This is a genomic window from Streptomyces sp. WMMC940 (assembly GCF_027460265.1).
Taxonomy (GTDB): Bacteria; Actinomycetota; Actinomycetes; order Streptomycetales; family Streptomycetaceae; genus Streptomyces.
In genome coordinates, this window is the sequence record NZ_JAPZBC010000001.1 from 738845 (window position 1) to 756813 (window position 17969).

The 17969-nt window shown below is 69.7% G+C and carries 11 protein-coding genes; 5 read left to right on the plus strand and 6 right to left on the minus strand.

The features are described from left to right. The first annotated feature begins 118 nt into the window (after positions 1–118). Entirely contained in the window at positions 119–3421 is a 3303-nt protein-coding gene (locus O7595_RS03370) for a type ISP restriction/modification enzyme (protein WP_269727229.1), read from the plus strand. Here O7595_RS03370 and O7595_RS03375 read toward each other — a convergent pair. Beyond that, entirely contained in the window at positions 3416–3835 is a 420-nt protein-coding gene (locus O7595_RS03375; RefSeq protein ID WP_269727230.1) for a hypothetical protein, read from the minus strand. The two genes, O7595_RS03370 and O7595_RS03375, sit on opposite strands and share 6 nt — an antisense overlap. A 330-nt stretch (positions 3836–4165) precedes the next feature. Here O7595_RS03375 and O7595_RS03380 point away from each other — a divergent pair, with 330 nt between their 5' ends. Both O7595_RS03380 and O7595_RS03385 read left to right on the plus strand, forming a co-directional pair. Next, the gene (locus O7595_RS03380; protein ID WP_269727231.1) at positions 4166–5221 is read left to right on the plus strand and encodes an EcsC family protein; all 1056 of its coding nucleotides are present in this window, start codon (positions 4166–4168) and stop codon (positions 5219–5221) included. 55 nt (positions 5222–5276) lie between these two features. Further along, positions 5277–5942, plus strand: coding sequence for an 8-oxoguanine DNA glycosylase OGG fold protein (locus O7595_RS03385; RefSeq protein WP_269727232.1), 666 nt, complete (start codon positions 5277–5279; stop codon positions 5940–5942). A gap of 20 nt (positions 5943–5962) precedes the next feature. Here O7595_RS03385 and O7595_RS03390 read toward each other — a convergent pair whose 3' ends face one another. Then, the gene (locus O7595_RS03390; RefSeq protein WP_269727233.1) at positions 5963–6469 is read right to left on the minus strand and encodes an ATP-binding protein; all 507 of its coding nucleotides are present in this window, start codon (positions 6467–6469) and stop codon (positions 5963–5965) included. A gap of 219 nt (positions 6470–6688) precedes the next feature. Here O7595_RS03390 and O7595_RS03395 point away from each other — a divergent pair, with 219 nt between their 5' ends. Continuing rightward, positions 6689–7543 (plus strand): helix-turn-helix domain-containing protein, encoded by an 855-nt coding sequence (locus tag O7595_RS03395; protein WP_269727234.1) that lies wholly within the window; start codon positions 6689–6691, stop codon positions 7541–7543. A gap of 23 nt (positions 7544–7566) precedes the next feature. Further along, positions 7567–7749: a DUF397 domain-containing protein gene (locus O7595_RS03400; protein WP_269727235.1), complete on the plus strand. Its 183-nt coding sequence runs from the start codon at positions 7567–7569 to the stop codon at positions 7747–7749. An 81-nt stretch (positions 7750–7830) separates the two neighbouring features. Here O7595_RS03400 and O7595_RS03405 read toward each other — a convergent pair whose 3' ends face one another. From O7595_RS03405 to O7595_RS03420, 4 genes are all read right to left on the minus strand, one after another. Beyond that, on the minus strand, positions 7831–12156 hold the full coding sequence (locus tag O7595_RS03405) for an Eco57I restriction-modification methylase domain-containing protein (RefSeq protein WP_443071555.1): 4326 nt from the start codon (positions 12154–12156) through the stop codon (positions 7831–7833). Beyond that, positions 12153–15398, minus strand: a complete 3246-nt coding sequence (gene drmD / locus O7595_RS03410) for a DISARM system SNF2-like helicase DrmD (RefSeq protein WP_269727237.1) — start codon at positions 15396–15398, stop codon at positions 12153–12155. The genes O7595_RS03405 and drmD overlap by 4 nt, the downstream gene beginning before the upstream one ends. A 131-nt stretch (positions 15399–15529) precedes the next feature. Beyond that, a complete protein-coding gene (locus O7595_RS03415) occupies positions 15530–16795 on the minus strand; it encodes a serine/threonine-protein kinase (RefSeq protein ID WP_269727238.1) in 1266 nt (421 codons plus the stop codon). A gap of 98 nt (positions 16796–16893) precedes the next feature. Beyond that, positions 16894–17835, minus strand: a complete 942-nt coding sequence (locus O7595_RS03420) for a serine/threonine-protein kinase (RefSeq protein WP_269727239.1) — start codon at positions 17833–17835, stop codon at positions 16894–16896. Between the last annotated feature and the right edge of the window lie 134 nt (positions 17836–17969).

Consider the following 17969-nt stretch of genomic DNA (forward strand, 5'->3'; position numbering starts at 1 on the left):
CACCCAGGATGGACCCCTGCACGCGCCTCCCCTTCCGGCACATCCTGTCTCATACTGCCCGAAGAGGGCTTGGTCCCGAACTCCGTTCGGGCCCAGTGGGATTGGGGGGGATCGAGCGATGGCTGAGGCACGTCTTCAGTGGCTCCAGGAAGCCGTCTCCGTCTTCGGTGCCGAATGCAAACGGAACCTGACGGGCCCCGGTGACCGCGAGGCAGCGATCCGCAGCCCGCTGGAACAGCTGTTCCGCACCGTCGCCACGCACCACGCCCGGCACGATGTCAGCTGGTACCCGGAGACCCGCATCCCCCATCTGGGGGTACGCCCCGACTACGCCGTCCGCGTCGACAAGCACGTGACCGGCTACATCGAAGTGAAGCGGCCCACGAAGAGCATCGACCCCGATTCCTTCTCCGGCCACGACAAGAGGCAGTGGGAGCGCCTGCGCGACCTCCCCAACCTGCTCTACACCAACGGCACCCATTGGCGTGTCTTCCAGTACGGCGTGCAGATCGGTGACGAGGTCGTCCTGTCCGGCGCCCTGAAGACCGCCGGAGAGAAGCTGACCGCCGGCGACCTCGCCGCCTTCGACGCGCTGGCCCAGGCCGTGCTCTGCTGGGACCCGCCCGAGATCCGGCGAGTCTCGGTCCTGGTCCAGCACATAGCCCCGCTGTGCCGCCTGCTGCGCGAGGCCGTACGGGAACAACTGCGGGCCGAAGCCGTGCCGGACGCGGCCGACTCCGCCGCCGACCGCCCTTTCACCGGTCTCAGAAGCGACTGGCGCCGGCTCCTCTTCCCCACCGCGAACGACGCGACCTTCGCCGACGGCTACGCCCAGACCGTCACGTTCGCGCTGCTCCTCGCCCGCACCGAGCACATCCCGGTCACCGGCACGAGCTTCCACGAGATCGGCCGCCGCCTCAACGCGGGCCACGCGCTGATGGGCAAAGCGCTCCAACTGCTCACCGACAACGTCAACGAGCGATTCGAGGTGACCCTGGACCTCCTCGCCCGCACCGTCCAGGCCGTCGACTGGGAGACCATCCGCCGAGGCAACCGGGACGCCTACCTCCATCTCTACGAGTCGTTCCTGTCCGTCTACGACGACGGTCTCCGCCAGCGCAGCGGCTCGTACTACACCCCGCACCAGGTCGTCGAGGAGATGGTCCGCCTCGCGGAAGAAGTACTGCGCACCCGCCTGGGCAAGGCCCGCGGCTATGGCGACGAGAGCGTTCACATCGTCGACCCCGCCATGGGCACCGGCACCTACCTGCACACCATCATCGAGCGGGTGGCGCTGCAAGCGGCCGAGCGGCACGGCGACGCCATGGCGCCCGACGCGATCGGCCGTCTCGCCGAGCGCCTGTACGGCTTCGAGCTGCAGATGGGGCCGTTCGCCGTCGCCGAACTCCGCGCCGCCGACCTGCTGAAGAAGCACGGCGCCCACCTCCCGCCGGGCGGCCTCAACCTCTATGTCACGGACACGCTCGACGACCCGTACATCCAGGAGGAGCAGCTCGCCTCGACCTATGCGGCCTTGTCGGTGTCACGCGCCCGCGCGAACCATGTGAAGGCCAACATCCCCGTCACCGTGGTCATTTCGAATCCTCCCTACGACGACAAGGCCGAGAATCGCGGTGGCTGGATCGAGAAGCGGGTGAAGGGCCAGGGCAGGCCTCCCCTGGACGACTTCCGGCACCCGGGCAACGGCCGTTACGAGCACGCGCTGAAGAACATGTACATCTACTTCTGGCGGTGGGCGACATGGAAGGTCTTCGACGCCCACGAGGACGAACGACACGGCGTCGTCTGCTTCATCACTCCCTCGGCGTTCGCCACCGGTCCGGCCGGGCGGGGCATGCGCGACTATCTGCGCAGGACCTGCGACGAGGGGTGGATCATCAGCCTGTCGCCGGAAGGCCAGCGGTCGGACGTGGCCACCCGCGTGTTCCCGCATGTCGCCCAGCCACTGTCGATCTGCGTCTTCGTGCGGCGGGCGGATCACGGGTCCGGTGGACCGGCGCGCATCCACTACCGGGCGCTGCACGGCGGGCGGGCGGAGAAGTTCGATCAGCTCCGGGGGGTGCGTCTCGATGACGGGGGCTGGCGGGATGCTCACTCTCGGGGGGTGCGGCCGTTCACTCCGGTCGCCTTGTCGGGCTGGGAGGACTACCCACCGCTGGAAGCGCTCTTCCCCTGGGGCAGTCCAGGCAGCAAGTCCAACCGGTCATGGGTGAGTTCGCCGTCGGTGTCGGTTCTCGCCCGCCGCTGGGCGCGTGTCTGCGCGGAGGACGATCCCGAGGTCAAATCCGTCCTGTTCAAGGAGACACGGGACCGCCGGCTCAGCACGCGGCCGCCGGACCTACCGGGCTTCCCACACCCCGACCGGAGTATGGAGCGGGAGAAGGACACGAAGCCGCGGCTCGTGCGGATCGCCCTGCGCAGCTTCGACCGCCAGTGGCTCATCGCCGACAACAGGGTGCTCGACTTCCCACGGCCCGACCTGTGGGAGTCCTTGCAGCCGGGGCAGATATTCCTCAACCAGCAGAGCAGCCACGAGATCGGCAGCGGTCCCGCGCTGGTGGCCACCGCGCTGTTACCGGACACCCACCACTTCAACGGTCGGGGCGGAAGGGTGCACCCCGTTCTCCATCCGGACGGCGGTGCCAACATCCCCACCGGCCTGCTCCGGTACCTGGCCGCTGCGCTCGGCCTCACCGACGTGCCGGTGCACGACCTCGCCGCGTACGCAGTGGCCGTCGCCGGGCACAGTGCCTTCACCGAGCACTTCACGGAGGAACTGCTCACGCCCGGCGTCCGGTTACCCCTCACGCGCGACCCGGAGCTGTGGAGCGAGGCCGTCGGCGCGGGCCGTGAGTTCCTGTGGGCGGCGACCTACGGCGAGGCCGGCACCCCGCCCAGCGGGCCGACGGCCGACAGGGACGGTGTCGGCTTTCCACCGGGAGACCCACGGCAGGTGCGGTACGAGACGGGCATCGGCTCCGCCGTGCCCGACACGCTCGGCTACGACGCGGAGACCGGCACCCTGCACGTGGGCCCGGGTACCTTCACGGGCGTCCCGCCCGAGGTCTGGGACTACGAAGTCGGCGGCATGCACGTCATCAGGAAGTGGTTCGGCTACCGGAAGGCCTCCCCGACCAGCAGGAAGACCAGTCCCCTGGATGACATGCACGTCACGGCCTGGCCGAGAGAGTGGACGGAGGAGCTGATCGACCTGTTGTCGGTCCTGCGGCGGCTGGTCGACCTCGCACCCACGCAGCAGGCGCTCACCACGAAGATCGTCAGTTCGCCGGTCATCACCGTCGCCGAACTCACCTCGGCGGGTGTCCTCCCACCGCAACCGGGGGCGACCCGCGCCCGGCGCCGTGTCGTCCTGGACTTCGGCCGGCCGGAGGAGTCATGAAGGGCCGCTGCCCGCCTCACCCTCACGGACATGGGACTCCGCCTGTTCCAGGGTCCAGGACCCCTCCGCGAGCCGTTTCAGGGCGTGCCCGGCGGCTCGGGAGGGCGCGCCGCGAGACACGGTGTCGGCGAAGGACGCCACCGCGACCAGGCGAGCCGTCAGCTCGTCGCACTCCGCCGCGCTCAGGGCAGCCGCTCCGAGCGGAGTGAGCCCGAGCACGCCTCGGGCTCCGGCTCTCTCCTCAACCAGCCCGGACCACAGCAGAGTCGGCAAGGCGGCGCGAACCTCGTCCGTGTCGAGATCGCGCACCGCATAGGATTCGGGCGCCGCTTCCGGAACCGGGAGGTCACAGAGATCCAGTTCCTGCAACAGATGGTGCTGGAGTGGCGAGAGCTGGCCGCTGGGAACGAGCATGCCTCCAGTATGGCCCGGATCGTGTGCCCCACCGCTGCGAAACCCGGGTGCCAGCAGTGCGATCCGGAACACTCGGACGTCATCTCCTTCGCCGCCTCCAACGCGATGATGTCCCTCGAACGCCCGCCACGGATCTCGCCGAACGCGTATTCTGCGGCATGGTGTTCCTCCACGGGTGAGCCACCAGTACCGACCGACTTCCCTTACGCCCGGGCGAATCCGGCTGAGATCGCGGCGGGAAGCTGCAACGGGTTCCTTCTGCAGAGGCCCGGACTCATGGCCTCGATCACGCGGGACCACTTCCAAGCACTCCGATATCGAGGCGACGACATGGCTCTCTCTGCTTATGAACGACGGGAGTGGGACCGGCTCAGGAAGCGGAAGGAGGATTCCCTCAACAAGCAGGCGAGGAGACTCCTTCCGCAGCAGGCCCGGGACCGACTCGCAGCGCTCGGCCAGAAGGCGAGGAACGCCCCGGGCGCGGACAAGGTGGTCGCCGCCTACGGCGCGGCTGCGACCGGTGTCAGCAAGGTGGTGGGAGACACCGCGAGCCGGACGGTGAGCAAGATGAGGGTCGTCGAGCAGTATCGGCGTGCCGGACACGACATAGCCGACCTGGGCAAGATCCGTGAGCTCGACCTGCGGGTCGTCGACGATGTCGCGAAGCGCAACCTGGTTCGGTACGGCCACGCGCTCACGGCAGCGACAGCCGGCCTCGGTTCCGCCGCAGCCGTGACCGGTGGATCGGTGCTCGCCGGCGCCGGAACGGTCGCAGGCGCAGGCGCGGGTGCCGCGCCCGGAATCGGTACCGTCGCCGGGGCGATGGCCGCCGACACGGCGATGATGCTCGCGCTCGCCAGTCGAGCGGTCACCGCCACAGCCCTCTACTACGGCTACGACCCGAACGACCCCGAAGAGGAAGTCTTCGTGATGTCCGTGATCGCTCTCGGAATGTCCACGGGGACATCGGCGAAGACGGCCGCGTACGCCGAACTGTCGCAACTCACCCAGCTGCTGGTGCGAAACGCTCCCTGGGCCAAGCTGAACGAGAAGGTCCTCACCCGCATCACCCAGGCTTTCGCGACGAAGTTCATGCAGAACGTGACGAAGAAGAAGCTCGGGCAGATCGTGCCCATCGCCGGCATGGCTGTCGGCGCCGGTCTGAACTACATGATCATCGATCGGGTCGCCGTATCCGCGCACGACGCGTATCGCGAACGCTTCCTGATCGAGAAGTCGGACGGCGACCTGATCGGTGACCTGACCTACGACGACGCCGACACAGCGCGGGACGACGACGCGATCGGCGTGTTCGAACTGCTCCGGGAGGAGGATGTTCTGCCCACGTCCACCCCGCCCGACTCCGAGGACCAGCCGCGAGTATGACCCCGGCGAAGAGGAGACGACCCCTTGCCGACATGGGTGAGCCAAGGTGACGGTGATGCCGACCATGACGTCCGTCCCCGATCGTGACGAAGTACTCGGCCAAGCGATCCCGTTCTACCGGGCGCGTTGGCTGCCTCTGCTGCCGGGCCCCGACTGGTGGCCCGCGGAACTCGACGACTGCCCGACGGTGGCCGGCCGGCCCAGAGTCGACCGCACCACGGTGTTCGGCATCGCCCGTCGCTCGGGCACCGTCGAAGGCCGTCGGCACCTTCTCACCGCCTCCCTCGTCTGGGGCACCGGAACCAAAGCCCGGTCGGTCGCCCGGTGCGCACGGGTCTTCGCGGAGTCCCCGCCCCAGGAGATCGACGAACACCTCGACGCCGCGCTGGGCGTGCTCCGGGAAGAGGGAGCCGTCGCGGCGTACTACGCCTTCAACAACGGTCATCACATCAGGTTCCTGGGTCCGGCGTTCTTCACCAAGGTGCTCTACTTCGCCGGTCACGAGCAACGCGTGGGGGCGTGGCGTCCGCTGATCCTGGACCGTTTCGTCTCCCTGGCCCTTCGGGCCGCCGACACGGGCGAGAAGTGGCCCCGTGGCGGATGGACCACACCGCGCTACGGCCGGTACCTCTCCTTCGCCCACGACCACGCCCGACGAGCGGGTGTCCTACCGGACCAGATAGAAGCCGCGCTGTTCACCCGGGGCAGGCAGCTCGCCTGATCCGGAGATCCCCTCGCCCGTCACGTCGCCCGGCGCGCCTGCTGGTCGGCGCTCACCGGGGCATGGTAGTCCGCGAGGATCTCCGCCCAGACCGTCTTCGTGTACGCGTCGCGGACCGTGCATCCCCAACGGTCCGCGTACGCCTGCACGAGGAGCAGCCCGCGGCCCGATGTCTCGTCGGCGGGCCGGGGCGGCGTGTGCGGTGGCAGGCGCTCGGGGCGGGTGTCCGTCACCTCGATCCGGAAGGCGTGGGGTGGGAGGAGGAGCGTCAGGCGGAAGTCCCGGCCGGGGAGGCTGCCATGACGGACCGCGTTCGAAGCCAGCTCGGCAGTGACGAGGGCGACGGCGCGGGCGGGGTCGGAGTCGTACGGGAGACCGGTCCACTCGCTGAACTGCTCGACGGCGAATCGACGGGCGAGGCGCGCGCCGCGTCTGGTGCTGCTGAAACGCAGAATCAGTTGGCGGGCGGGGAGGGGAGGCGACGCAGCTTGGTCGGTGGTCTGGTGATGGGTCACGGTGGCCAGCATGGTGCGGTGACTCCCCTCTGACCAGCAACGACGCCCGTACGGCGGCCTCGTCGTACGGAGGGGGTGGCGGGCGGTGACCCTGGTTGTACGGGCCCTGTACGGGCGTTGTACGGGTCCCGTGGCGTGTCCCCCTTCCTGCACGCCGAGTTGAACACACACCGGTGGTGAGCGGCGTCGTGGGCGGCGGCATGGACGGAAGGGCGTGGGAGTGTGAGGACGGTGCGGGACTCGCGAGCGGAACGCACGGCAAGGGCGAAGACGAAGGACGAGGGCCCCGATCTGCCGGGCGTCTGGTCGGCGTACGGGGTGCTGCTGCAACACCTGCGCAAGCGGGCCGGGTTGAACCAGCAGCAGCTCGGGGACGCGATCGGATACTCGCTGGAGCAGGTGGCCTCGGTCGAACAGGGGCGGCGGCCGGCGAAGGCGGCGTTCACGGTGGCGGCGGACCGGGTGCTGGAGGCGGGCGGAGTGCTGGAGGTACTCCAGGACGAGGTGGACCGGGCGAAGCTGCCCCGGTTCTTCCGCAACTTCGCCCTGATCGAGGCGGAGGTGGTGAGCCGGTTCTCGTACGATCCGCTGCTGGTGCCGGGGCTGTTGCAGACGGAGGCGTACGCGCGGGCTGTGTTCGCCGGGCATTGCCCGCCGCTCAGCGAGGAGGTCGTCGACCAGCACACGGAGGCGCGGCTGAGTCGGCAGAAGCTGCTGACGCGGGTGCCGCTGGCGGAGTTGTCGTTCATCGTGGGTGAGGAGGCGCTGCGCGATCCGGTGGGCACACCGGAGGTCATGCGGGGACAGTGCCAGCGCCTTCTGGAGGTGGGCGCGTTGAGGCACATCGAGGTACAGGTCATGCCTGCCGGGCGCGGGTTCCATCCTGGTAAGAACGGGCCGTTTGTGGTCGTGCAGTCGAAGGAGCACCAGCACATCGGGTACTTCGAGTCGCAAGGAGTCGGGTGCGTCGTTCAAAGCACTGCCGAGGTCAGCGCCTTCGGGCTGCGCTATGGCAAGCTGCGATCGCAGGCCCTGAACGTGGAGGAGTCTGCGCGGCTCATCGAACGAATGGCGGGAGAGACATGAGCGTGGAGCAGACAACTGCCGGCATGGACGGACTCCTTTGGTTCAAGAGCAGCTACAGCGGATCGGACGGTGGCGACTGCGTGGAGATGGCCGTCGACGTCGACTCCGTGTACGTACGCGACTCGAAGACGGCGGGCAGCGGGCCCGTGCTGCGCGTCGGACGAGGTGAGTGGGCGGCCTTCGTTGCCTTGACCGTCGCCGGGTAGCGCCGAAGGGGGCTGTTGCACACAACACCTGGCTCGTTCACATCACTTGCCGTGATGTGAACCTTGTGTCATTTCGGCGGCTCAGAACAGGGTCTCCTCGCCGCCTTCACCGAAATCCGGACCACCCCGCGAGGCCATCTGCTCGTCGCGCTTGCGGATGGCCTCAGCGGACGGCCGGGGCATGTCGGGGTGCTTCACCGGCTTCTTGTGCAGACCGAGGAAGACCTCGTCTGCGTACGCCTGGTGGTTGAGTTGGCGCAGGCGGTCGATGATCTCGGTGCGGGCGAGGAGTCCGATGGTGTAGCGGGTGCTTTGGTCCGTCTCGTGGAAGCCGTGGACGAGTGGGAAGGTCTCGTGGGTTGGGTCTGCGGGCGGCGTTGACCCGCTCTCGTCCAACAGGTCGTACCAGCCGTAGGCCTCGATGGTCGCTTTGTCGATCTCCCCATGGATGCGGCGGAGTTCGACGATGTCGGGGTCCTGGCAAGAATCGTCGTGGACGAGGTTATAGATGGCGGTGAGTCCGACATTCCGGCGGGTCATAAGTTCGCTGCGGAAGTCGTGGAGCCGGGCGCCAGCGGCGCGAAGTCGGTCGGTGAGCGCTGGACGGACGAGGGTTTCGAAGACGTCGGATGGCGCATAGTTCGGAACCTTTGGCTCCGCGATACCGCGGTCTATCGCCCACCAGTAATGAAGTGCTGAGCTCAACACGGCCAGAACGCCGTGATCTTCTGTAGCGATGACCACGGTCTTCTCTGAGAAGACCTGCCCGGTCTTCAGCATGGCAGGCATGACTAGCTCGCTGGACCTGGCCAGGAGAACGCAGTGATTGAGGTCAGTGGTGGCACGAACCATGGCAGTCTGCTTCTCTGCATATTGCCAATAGCGCTCTGGGAGAGGCCTACGCAGGACGAACTCACCAGAGGGCTTGCGGCGCTGACGCTCGGGCCGCACTTGGGCCTCGACTTGGGCGAATGCTTTTGGGTAGGAACGGGCCTTCGGTTCGGGCCAGTCGTGGAAGTTGATGACCCAGCGTTCACCACCGTGTGTTGGGCTGGTGTTCAAATCTTGTCCGTTGACATACGGGAACAATACTTCTGAATAACTCCGGTCCCCGGCGATCCATGCTTGAGCTAGGTCTCTTGGAAGTGTGAAACCCATGCCCAGGACGTACGAACCAGTGAACGTCATTCCGCTATTGCGGGCCAAAGGTTCAACCCAGGAATTCTCTCGTGTGACCGGGTTGAGCGAGGAGGAGATTCCACGCCTCATGCTCTGATACCCGAGCATGCGGATCGCACTCGGAGCAAGGGCCTGCTTGCTCGTGCAAGCGAAGCAATACTTGAGCGATGCTGATTTGGTCGGCCATTTTGCACTTTTAACCGCCCGTCGAATCACTGATCCAGATGCGACGATCTGATCGAGCCCTACCTCCCGGGTGTCCCCCTGGGTCAGAGTGCTCGTTGCGATTAGCCCGAACTGGCCTGTTTTGTTGAGTAGTTGGTGGGCTCGAAGCACAAAGTACGCTGCAAGGTCGGCATGGCCACGTTTGCCGTTGGCAAGATAGTCCACAATGTGTTCCCTATACGCTTCCCCCATAGATCCAGTGAGCTTCTTGCCGCCGAAAAACGGCGGGTTCCCCACCACCGCGTCGAACCCACCCCGCTCCAGAAACACCTCCGGGAACTCCAGCGGCCAGTGCACCGGCACCCGCGCCAGATTCCCCTCCGGCAGCTCACTCGCCAGCCACTCCCGAGCGGCGGCCTCCGCCTCCCGCACCGCCTCCGCGTCGGACTCCTCCTCCGCCCCCGGCGCGATCCGACGCGCCAGCTCCGCCGCGGACGGGAACAGGTCCCGCAGCCGCTTTCCACCCTCCTCCTCGTACCAGGCCACCCGCCCCGACGCGCATGTGGCCAGCGCCGCGCCGGCCACCAGGTCGCCGATCAACCGCAGCCGGTCCGTGTGCTCGCGGGCCTTCGCCAGGCGCCAGCGCTTCTCGGTGAGGCTCGCCAGGTCCTTGCCCTCGATCTCGGTGATCGCGTGGCGCTCCTGGGCCAGCGCCTCCACCAGGCGGTCGATCTCCGCCGCCGAGCCGATCAGGTCGCCCTTCCCGACGTCCAGGTGCACGGCCTCCAGCTGTTCCAGGGTGGTGACCCCCAACAGCGAGTCCCCCGCCACCAGCCGGTCGTCCAGGAACGTGAACGGCCGCCCCGGGTCCATCGACACCAGCCACAGCGACAGCTTGGCCATCTCCACGGCCATGGGGTTGATGTCCACCCCGTACAGGCAGTGCTCGATGATCTGGCGCCGCGCCTCGACCACCACCGGGTCCTGCTCGGCGTCCGCCGCCGTCACCGCCTCCACGGCCCGCCCCGCCCGGTACGCCATCGCGTCCGCGCGGCCCTCTGCCTCCCAGGCCTCGATCAGGCGGTCCGCCAGATAGCGGCAGGCCGACACCAGGAAGGCCGCCGAGCCCATCGCGATGTCCGCGACCTTCAGGTCCAGGATCTGGTCCGCCGACTTGAGCCGCCACTCTCCCGTGTCCGCCGTCTGCAGCGGCCCCGGCTCGTACACCAGGGGCTCCAGTGCGTGGAGGACGACCTCCTCCGCGAGGAAGCGGGGCGTGTAGTGCGTGCCCGTGTTCTTCCTCAGCGAGGATTCCGTGACGTACAGCGAGCCGTTCGGGATGACGGTCGGCAGGCCCCGCAGGTCGTCGCGGAGGATGCCGACGAAGGGCAGCAGGCGGTCGGTCAGGCCCGGGTGGGCCTTGGTGACCGCGTTGAGGCGGCGGCGCGCCTCCGCCGCGTCCTCGGGCGGGAGCGAGGCGAGGCGCTTCTCCAACTGGCCCGCCGTCGCCGGGGGCTTGGGGTCCTTCCAGTTGTCGTGGACGGCCTTCGCCAGGGCCTTCACCGAGGAGCCCGACTTCGCCGCGAGGGCCTCCAGTTCACGCAGCGGGACCTCGTGTTCCAGGCCCTCGGGGCCGATGAGGCCGACCATGTGCTCGGTGGCGCGGCGGCCGTCGTAGGAGAGCAGGCCCTCGTAGACATAGCCGATCTGCTCGACGCCGAGGGCGCGGAAGCTGAGGGTGCGGACCTCGCGCTGCTTGCCCTTGCCGACGCGGACCTCCTGCACGGCCTGGAGCATGTGCAGGACGGTGCGGTCGTCGATGGGGAGGAGCGGGGTGGAGCGTTCCAGCCAGGGGTAGGTGTCCGGGTCGAAGATGGAGCCGTCGTAGGCGGGGAGGGTCAGCTCGGGGTGGTCGACGCCGCCGTGGACGGCGTGGAAGAGGGCGATGAGCCGGTGCCAGGCGGACGTGGTGTGCTCCAGCGACGTCTCGCCCTCCTCGTCCGCGCGCGCCCGGAGTTCGTTGCGCAGGAAGCGGGCGGAGTACGACCGGGCGTAGACCTCGTTGTCGGCGGGGAGCAGGCCGCGTTCCTCCGCGAAGAGGAGGAAGACGACGCGCATCATGACGGCGACCGCGCCGCGGTAGACCTGGCCGGCGGTGACGCCGGAGGCGTGCAGGCCGGGTGCGCCGTTCTCGATGGCGCGTACGTCGGCGCGCCCGATGGCGTCGACGAGGAGTTCGACGGCCTGGCGGACCTGGATGCCGAGGGCCTCGGTGACGTCCTCGCCCGCCGCGAGGCTCGCCTTGAGCAGGCCGACGAGCGTCTGGTCGTCGTCGTACTCGAAGAAGCGGCGGCGGCGCAGGAGGGAGACGAAGGCGCGGACGACGTTGCGTTCGGCGGCCTCGTTCCAGCCGATGGTGTCGAAGACGGCGGTGGTGGTGACGCCGCCGACGGGGGCCCAGACCAGGCACCACCAGCGGCCGTCGGTCACCAGCCCGAGCGGTACGCCGTGGTGGCGGAGCAGGCGGGCGAGGCGGTCGGCGGGGCCGGCCGCCCAGTCGCCGCCTCCGCCGGCGCGGCCGGTGGGGGCGGCGCCGGCGGGGATGGTCATGCCGAGGAGGCGGACGCGCTTGGCGACGGATTGTGCGTCGGGTTCGGCGGCGAGGTCGCAGCCCGGTTCGACGAGGGCGAAGTCGGGGCGGACCTCGGTGTTGTGCTCGGCGACGCGCAGGGTGAGGCGGTCCAGGCCGTGGTGCTCGGACTCGCCCTGGCGGAACGCGAGGGCGTCGTCCCAGCCGAGCAGGTGACGCAGGACGTACGCCACCCACTCGTCGCGGCCCGCCGTGGTGTCCGTCTGCCAGTCGGCGTGGCGGGCGCGCAGCCGGGCGCGTTCGTCCTTCTCGAAGGTGTCGAGCTGGGGCCAGGCGCCGAGCAGGACGGGCATGGTGAGGAAGGGGCCGGAGACCTCGGTGAGGTCGAGCCACTCCTGGTGCTGCCGGCGGCCGTCGGCGGCCTGGGCCTTGGCGGCGGCTGCTCCACGGCTCATCGGAGGGCGGGGACTCATCGGCTGGCTTCCTTTGCGGGGATGACGAAGACGACGGCGACGGGGAAGAGGTGCGAGCGGGGCTCGCGGTAGCGGGCGGCGATGGCGGCGAGTTCGCGCTCGCGTTCGGCGGGGAGGCCTGCGAGGCGTTCCTGCCAGCGGCGGCGGTCGTCCTCGAACTGGCGGCGTTCGTGGCCGGTCAGTTCGTGGGTGGAGAGGAGGGCGAGCTGTTCGCCCTCCGCGTCGCCCTCCTCCCTGAGCTTGGCGCGCAGGGTCGCCTCGAATCGGTCGAGGGTGGCGGTGATGCGGCGTTCCTCTTCCGCCTTGCGGTCGGCGAGGCGGCTCTCCAGTTGGCGGCCGAGTTCGCCGGCGCGGGCCTCCAGGGAGCGGTAGAGGGGGTCGCGGAGCCTCGGCCAGGCGTCGGTGAGTTCCTTGCGGAGGTGCGGGGCGGCCTCCGTGCCGTCGGTGAGGGCGCGGGAGAGGGCCCGGCCCTGTTCGCCGACCGACTCCCAGCGGCGGAAGCGGCCCGTGTCGCCGAACCATCCGCCCGCGTACAGGACTTCCTCGTGCAGGCGGGTGCCGTCGGTGCCGACGAGGACGTAGCGGGCGTAGGCGGAGACGAGGGTCGTGGTGACGGCCGGGTCGTCGGAGACGACGGCGGTGACACGGCTCAGGCCGACCGTGTCGGCGTTCCAGACGGCGGCCGTGAGCAGCCGCGTCGAGAGCGCCACGAGGGGGTGCTTGAGGTGGGCGAGGACCACGTCGTCCCTGCCCTGGGCGGCCACCGACGGTGCGAAGGTGAGCGGGCGCTGCTCGCCCTCGCGGAGCTTGTGCGCGAGGCCCCTGGTCGCCCGTTCCCAGCTGCCGGACAGCGGCTGCACGTCGAACAGGTCGCCCGGTTCGAAGTCCTCGGCGCGGAACGCGGAGGGCAGCAGCGGCGGCTGGTTGTCCAGGGCGAGGGCGGTCTCGACGACGCGCCTGACGTTCGGCGGGGTGAGGCCGAGGGCGGTGACCGTCTCGTCGTACTGGTCGGCGAGCCGCCTGGTCTGCGCGGTGACGTTCTGCTCGGGTGCGACCTCGCCGCCCGTGCGGCGGCCCTTGATGGGCTTGGGCTTGGCGTTCTCGATGTCGACGGGTGCCGTGTCGCCGGTCATGCGGCGCTGTACGGCGTCGGCGAGGACGGCGTTGACGGAGCCGAGGTCCTGCTCCATGCGCGCGACCTTCCTGGCGACGCGGGAGAGGAACTCCAGGTCGGCCTCGTACGAGCCGGCCTGCGCCTGCTGCCAGCCGGAGCCGATGAAGTGGGTGATCTCCGGGTCGCGCTTCTGGCCCCAGCGGTCGATGCGGCCGATGCGCTGTTCGAGCTTGTTGGGGTTGAAGGGGATGTCGTAGTTGATCAGGCGGTGGCAGTGGTTCTGGAGGTCGATGCCCTCGCCGGCGGCGTCGGTGGCGAGCAGGATGCGGACCCTTCCCTCGGGGCGGGACGGCTCGGTCTGGAAGCCGAGGCGGATCCGCTCGCGCTCCTCGGTGGGCAGGCCGCCGTGCAGCCGCTCGACGCGGCCTCCGTCGGTGAGTTCCTCCTGCCGGAGGAGGTCGTGGAGCCATTCCTGGGTGTCGCGGTACTCGGTGAAGACCACGATCCGTTCGTTGGTCCACGTCTTGCCGTCGGGGCGGCAGACCGCCTTGATCTCGCGGATCAGCGCGTCCGCCTTGGAGTCGGGGGCGGCCTCGTGGGTGAGGGCCCAGCGCTCCATCTCCTGGAGCAGGTCGAGTTCCTGGCCGTCCTCGGCGGGGGTGAGCGAGGTGGAGCGGGTCAGCGCGTCGTCCTCGGCGTCGACCAGGCCCGTGTCGTCGAGGTCGGCGACCAGGTCGGCGAACTCCTCCAGCCACTCGGGGACTTCGGCGGCGGCCGAGCGTCCCCGCGCCGGGCCGCCGGTGTCGTCCAGGTGGGAGAGGTAGACCTTGACCGTGTGGAGGAAGGCGGCCGGGGAGGAGAACAGGCGCTTCTTCAGCAGCAGCGTCACCAGGTCGGCGGCGCGGCGGCCTCCCCGGGCCGTCGGCGTCAGCTTCTTGCGGCGGAGTTCCGCGAACGAGCCGAGCAGTTCGTGGATCGACCGCTCCTGCCGCGTGTAGTCCACGGAGAGCTCGCGGGTGACGCGGGTGCGGAAGCGGGGTGTGCCGTCGGTGTTGGTGACCGTCGACTTCAGGCGGCGTACGACGGTGTCCTTCAACGCCTCCTTGTCGGGGTCCACGCCGCGCGCGAAACGCTGGTCGTCGATCAGCTCCAGGAGGGCCGTGTAGGACTCGGGGTATCCGTTGTGCGGGGTGGCCGAGAGGAAGAGGCGGTGCTCGAAGTGCGGGACGAGGCGGCGGATCAGCTTGGTCTGCTGGGAATCGACGGCGTACACCTGCTTGGGCGCGGCGGGCGCCACGTGATGGGCCTCGTCGAGGACGAGCAGGTCGAAGAAGCGCTTGCGCTCGCCGTCACCGCTCTCCCCGGGGGCGCCGATGACCTCGTCGAGGAGGCGCTGGGCCTTCCGGCCGCGCAGCCAGGGCAGGGACACGATGGTCAGCGGGTGGACGCGGAAGGGGTTGGCGGCGGTGCCGTGGGTGCGGCGCAGGCGGGCGCAGTGTTCGGAGTCGACGATGGTGAACTCCAGGCCGAACTTCTCGGCCATCTCGTCGCGCCACTTGAGGGTGAGGCCGGCCGGGCAGACGACCATGGTGCGGCGGGCCCGGCCGCGCAGCATCAGCTCCTGGACGACGAGACCCGCCTCGATGGTCTTGCCGAGACCGACGTCGTCGGCGAGGAGCAGGTTCACGCGGGGGGCACCGACGGCGCGGGAGACCGGCTCCAGCTGGTACGGCTCGACGGCGACGCCGGAGCGGAACGGGGCCTGGAGGGTCCTGGCGTCGGCGGAGGCGACGGCGGACCAGCGGACGGCGTCGAGGAACGCGGCGAGGCGGTTCGGGGAGTCGTAGGCGCCCGTGGAGGCGTCGGGGAGGGAGCCGGCGGGCAGCACGCGGCGCCCGGGCTCGACATCCCAGATCACGGAGAGGGTGTCGCCGAAGCGGCCGTCGGCGACGGACTGGAGGTGGACCAGGGTGGCGGGGCGGTGGTTCCCCTCGCCGCCGGGGGTGGCCGGAGACGGCTCGACGCGGGCGACCACCCAGGACTGCCCGCGCACTTCCACGAGATTGCCCTCCTCGGGGAGCTGCTCGGCCCCCGTCCGCTCGGTCTCGCGCGGAGCTGCTGACGTCATGGGCGCTGTTCCCCTCGGTGTCTCCTGCGTCCGTCCGCGGACAGTGTCCTGTCTCCCCTCCCGGCGGCGCGATTCGCAGCGTAACACGCCATTTTGACTGTGAACAGAGATTACAAAATCCTCGAGGAGGGTCATGCGAGGCGCCGCAGTCGGTCCAGCAGGGCGCGGGCCCGGCCGTGCCGCGGGTCGGCGTCCGGCAGGGACCGGTCCTCGTCGTCCGCGAGACGCTTCAGCAGTTCCCTGGCCGCATGGCGCTCGCCCGTGCGGGCGAGCAGTACGGCGATCTCGTAGCGCGTGTCCAACACCCCCGCGTCGCCCGGTCCGAGGAGGCTGCGCTGCTCGGCGAGGACCGACTTCATCTCGTCCAGCGCCTCCCGGGTGCGGCCGAGGACACTCACACACAGGGCGTGTCCGGCCCGGGCGGCGAGTACGTCGGCCCGCCCGAGATCGGCACCGGCGAGGAGATCGCCGTACTCCCGAAGGGCTCGGGCGGGGTGGCCGGACCGGCGAAGGCGGTCGATCTCGGCCAGCCGGGGATGCGGCATCCCGGGTGCCGTGGGGCGCACCGGAGCGGGGGCCCAGGCGGCTGCGCGTACGGCCACCTCGGTCGCGGAGGCAGGCCGGTTCTCCGGCTTCTTCTCCAGGAGCGCCCCCACGAGTTCCCGCAGCCCGGCCGGGAGGCCGGCGCGGCGCCCGTCGAGCGGAGGCACGGGCTCCTGCGCGTGCTGGTGGTAGAGCATGAACGGGCTTCCGGAGACGAAGGGGGGCGCCCCCGCCAGCAGTTCGTAGAGGACGCAGCCCAGCGAGTACAGGTCGCTGGCGGGCACGGTGTTGCCCACGGCCTGCTCGGGTGCCATGTACACCACGGTGCCGGGGGTGGCGTTCGCCGCGGTGAAACGGGTCTCGCCGGGTTGCGGATCGAGAGCGGCCGCGACCCCGAAATCGAGAACCTTGAGGTCGCCGTCGGGCGTGATCATCAGGTTCGACGGCTTGAGGTCACGGTGCACGACGTTCTGGGCGTGTGCGTAGGCGAGCACCTCGGCCGTACGCATGGCGACGTCCGCGGCGTGCTCGACGGGCAGCGGGCCCTCGCTCTTGAGGACGGCGTCGAGGGCGCGACCGGGGATGAGGTCCATGACGAGGTAGAGCTCGCCCTCGTGGCTGCCGTGGTCGTGGACGGCGGGGATGCCCGGGTGGTTCAGGCGGCTGGTGAGGCGTGCCTCGCGAAGGAAGCGGCGCTCCAGTGACGTGAACTCCGCGCCGCCCGCGCGGGGCGCGACCAGCTTCACCGCGACCTCGCTGCCCTGCGCCTCCCGGTCGTACGCCGCCCAGACGACGCCCATACCGCCCCGGCCCAGCTCTCGGGTGAGATCGTACCGTCCCAGGCTTCGCCGCATCGCGCCCGTCCCCAGTCCCGGCGCCCACGGCGCCGCTCACTCCCCTGTCTCCGGGGCGAGGTCCCGCACCCGGCCGGCACCTGCCATGTTCTCACCGCTCACACCGGGCTCGGTCCCTGCGGGACGCGAAAGGGGCGGCGGGGGTCCTCGCGGGGGCCCGGCCGGGTGGCCAACTCGGGGCAGGCAGCAGGCAGATAGGGGGCCAGGGCCGCGTACGCCTCGACTGCCGAGGAGGGGCGGTCGTCCGGGTGCTTGGCGAGCAGGGCGGCGACCAGGTCCTGCAGGCCCGGCGGGACATCGACGCCGGAGTCCGCGATCAGGGGCGGCCGTGAGGTCAGGTGATGCGTGGCCAGCAACGCCGGCTGGTCGGTGGGGAACGGGGTCTCGCCGGTGAGCATGTGGTGCAGCAGGCAGCCCACCGCGTAGAGGTCGCTGCGCCCGTCCAGGCGGCCCTGCCCGGAGAGCAGTTCGGGCGAGGCGCACACGATGTTGCCGATGGTCTCACCGGTCATGGTCAGGCGCGGGTCGGTGTCGCTCAGGACCTTCACCAGGCCGAAGTCCAGGATCTTCACGACACCGTCCCCGCGGACCATGATGTTCTGGGTCTTGAGGTCGCGGTGGACGAGACCGGCCGCGTGGGCGGCCGACAGGCCGGCGCACAGCTGGGCCGCGACGGCGACGGCACCGGGCACACCGAAACGTCCGTGCTCTTGTTGATCGAAGAGGAACTCGAGGGTGGTGCCTTCGACCAGTTCCATCACCAGACAGCAGGTGTCGTCCATGATCGACGCGTCGAAGACGGTGGTCGTGTTCGGATGACCGAGCCGCGCCGCGGCCTTTGCCTCCCTCTGGAAACGCCGCAACGCCTCATCCCGGCTCCGCGGGACGGCCAGCAGGTCCGCAGCGACGGTCTTCACGGCCACGGGCCGCTCAAGACGCAGGTCACACCCCTGCCACACCTGGCCCATCACGCCACGGCCCAGCACCGACGTGAGCCGGTACCGCTCCAGGAGCACGGTTCCCGGCGTGAATCCCTGCATTTCTCCCCTCCTCCACACTTCCGGCACCCGATTGCCGATATTCGCACTGTGAACAGAGTCAATGAGCGTAGTAGCCTCTGCTGCACAGCCACCCATCACCCCCAAGGCCCGTCCCCCGCCCCCGCCTGCAAGCG

What these genes read in the sequence shown, in the direction of transcription:
- O7595_RS03370 (WP_269727229.1), top strand. Translation starts at nt 119, where the DNA reads ATGGCTGAGGCACGTCTTCAGTGGCTCCAGGAAGCCGTCTCCGTCTTC.
- O7595_RS03375 (WP_269727230.1), bottom strand. Translation starts at nt 3,835, where the DNA reads ATGCTCGTTCCCAGCGGCCAGCTCTCGCCACTCCAGCACCATCTGTTG.
- O7595_RS03380 (WP_269727231.1), top strand. Translation starts at nt 4,166, where the DNA reads ATGGCTCTCTCTGCTTATGAACGACGGGAGTGGGACCGGCTCAGGAAG.
- O7595_RS03385 (WP_269727232.1), top strand. Translation starts at nt 5,277, where the DNA reads ATGCCGACCATGACGTCCGTCCCCGATCGTGACGAAGTACTCGGCCAA.
- O7595_RS03390 (WP_269727233.1), bottom strand. Translation starts at nt 6,469, where the DNA reads ATGCTGGCCACCGTGACCCATCACCAGACCACCGACCAAGCTGCGTCG.
- O7595_RS03400 (WP_269727235.1), top strand. Translation starts at nt 7,567, where the DNA reads ATGGACGGACTCCTTTGGTTCAAGAGCAGCTACAGCGGATCGGACGGT.
- O7595_RS03405 (WP_443071555.1), bottom strand. Translation starts at nt 12,156, where the DNA reads ATGAGTCCCCGCCCTCCGATGAGCCGTGGAGCAGCCGCCGCCAAGGCC.
- drmD (WP_269727237.1), bottom strand. Translation starts at nt 15,398, where the DNA reads ATGACGTCAGCAGCTCCGCGCGAGACCGAGCGGACGGGGGCCGAGCAG.
- O7595_RS03415 (WP_269727238.1), bottom strand. Translation starts at nt 16,795, where the DNA reads ATGCGGCGAAGCCTGGGACGGTACGATCTCACCCGAGAGCTGGGCCGG.
- O7595_RS03420 (WP_269727239.1), bottom strand. Translation starts at nt 17,835, where the DNA reads ATGCAGGGATTCACGCCGGGAACCGTGCTCCTGGAGCGGTACCGGCTC.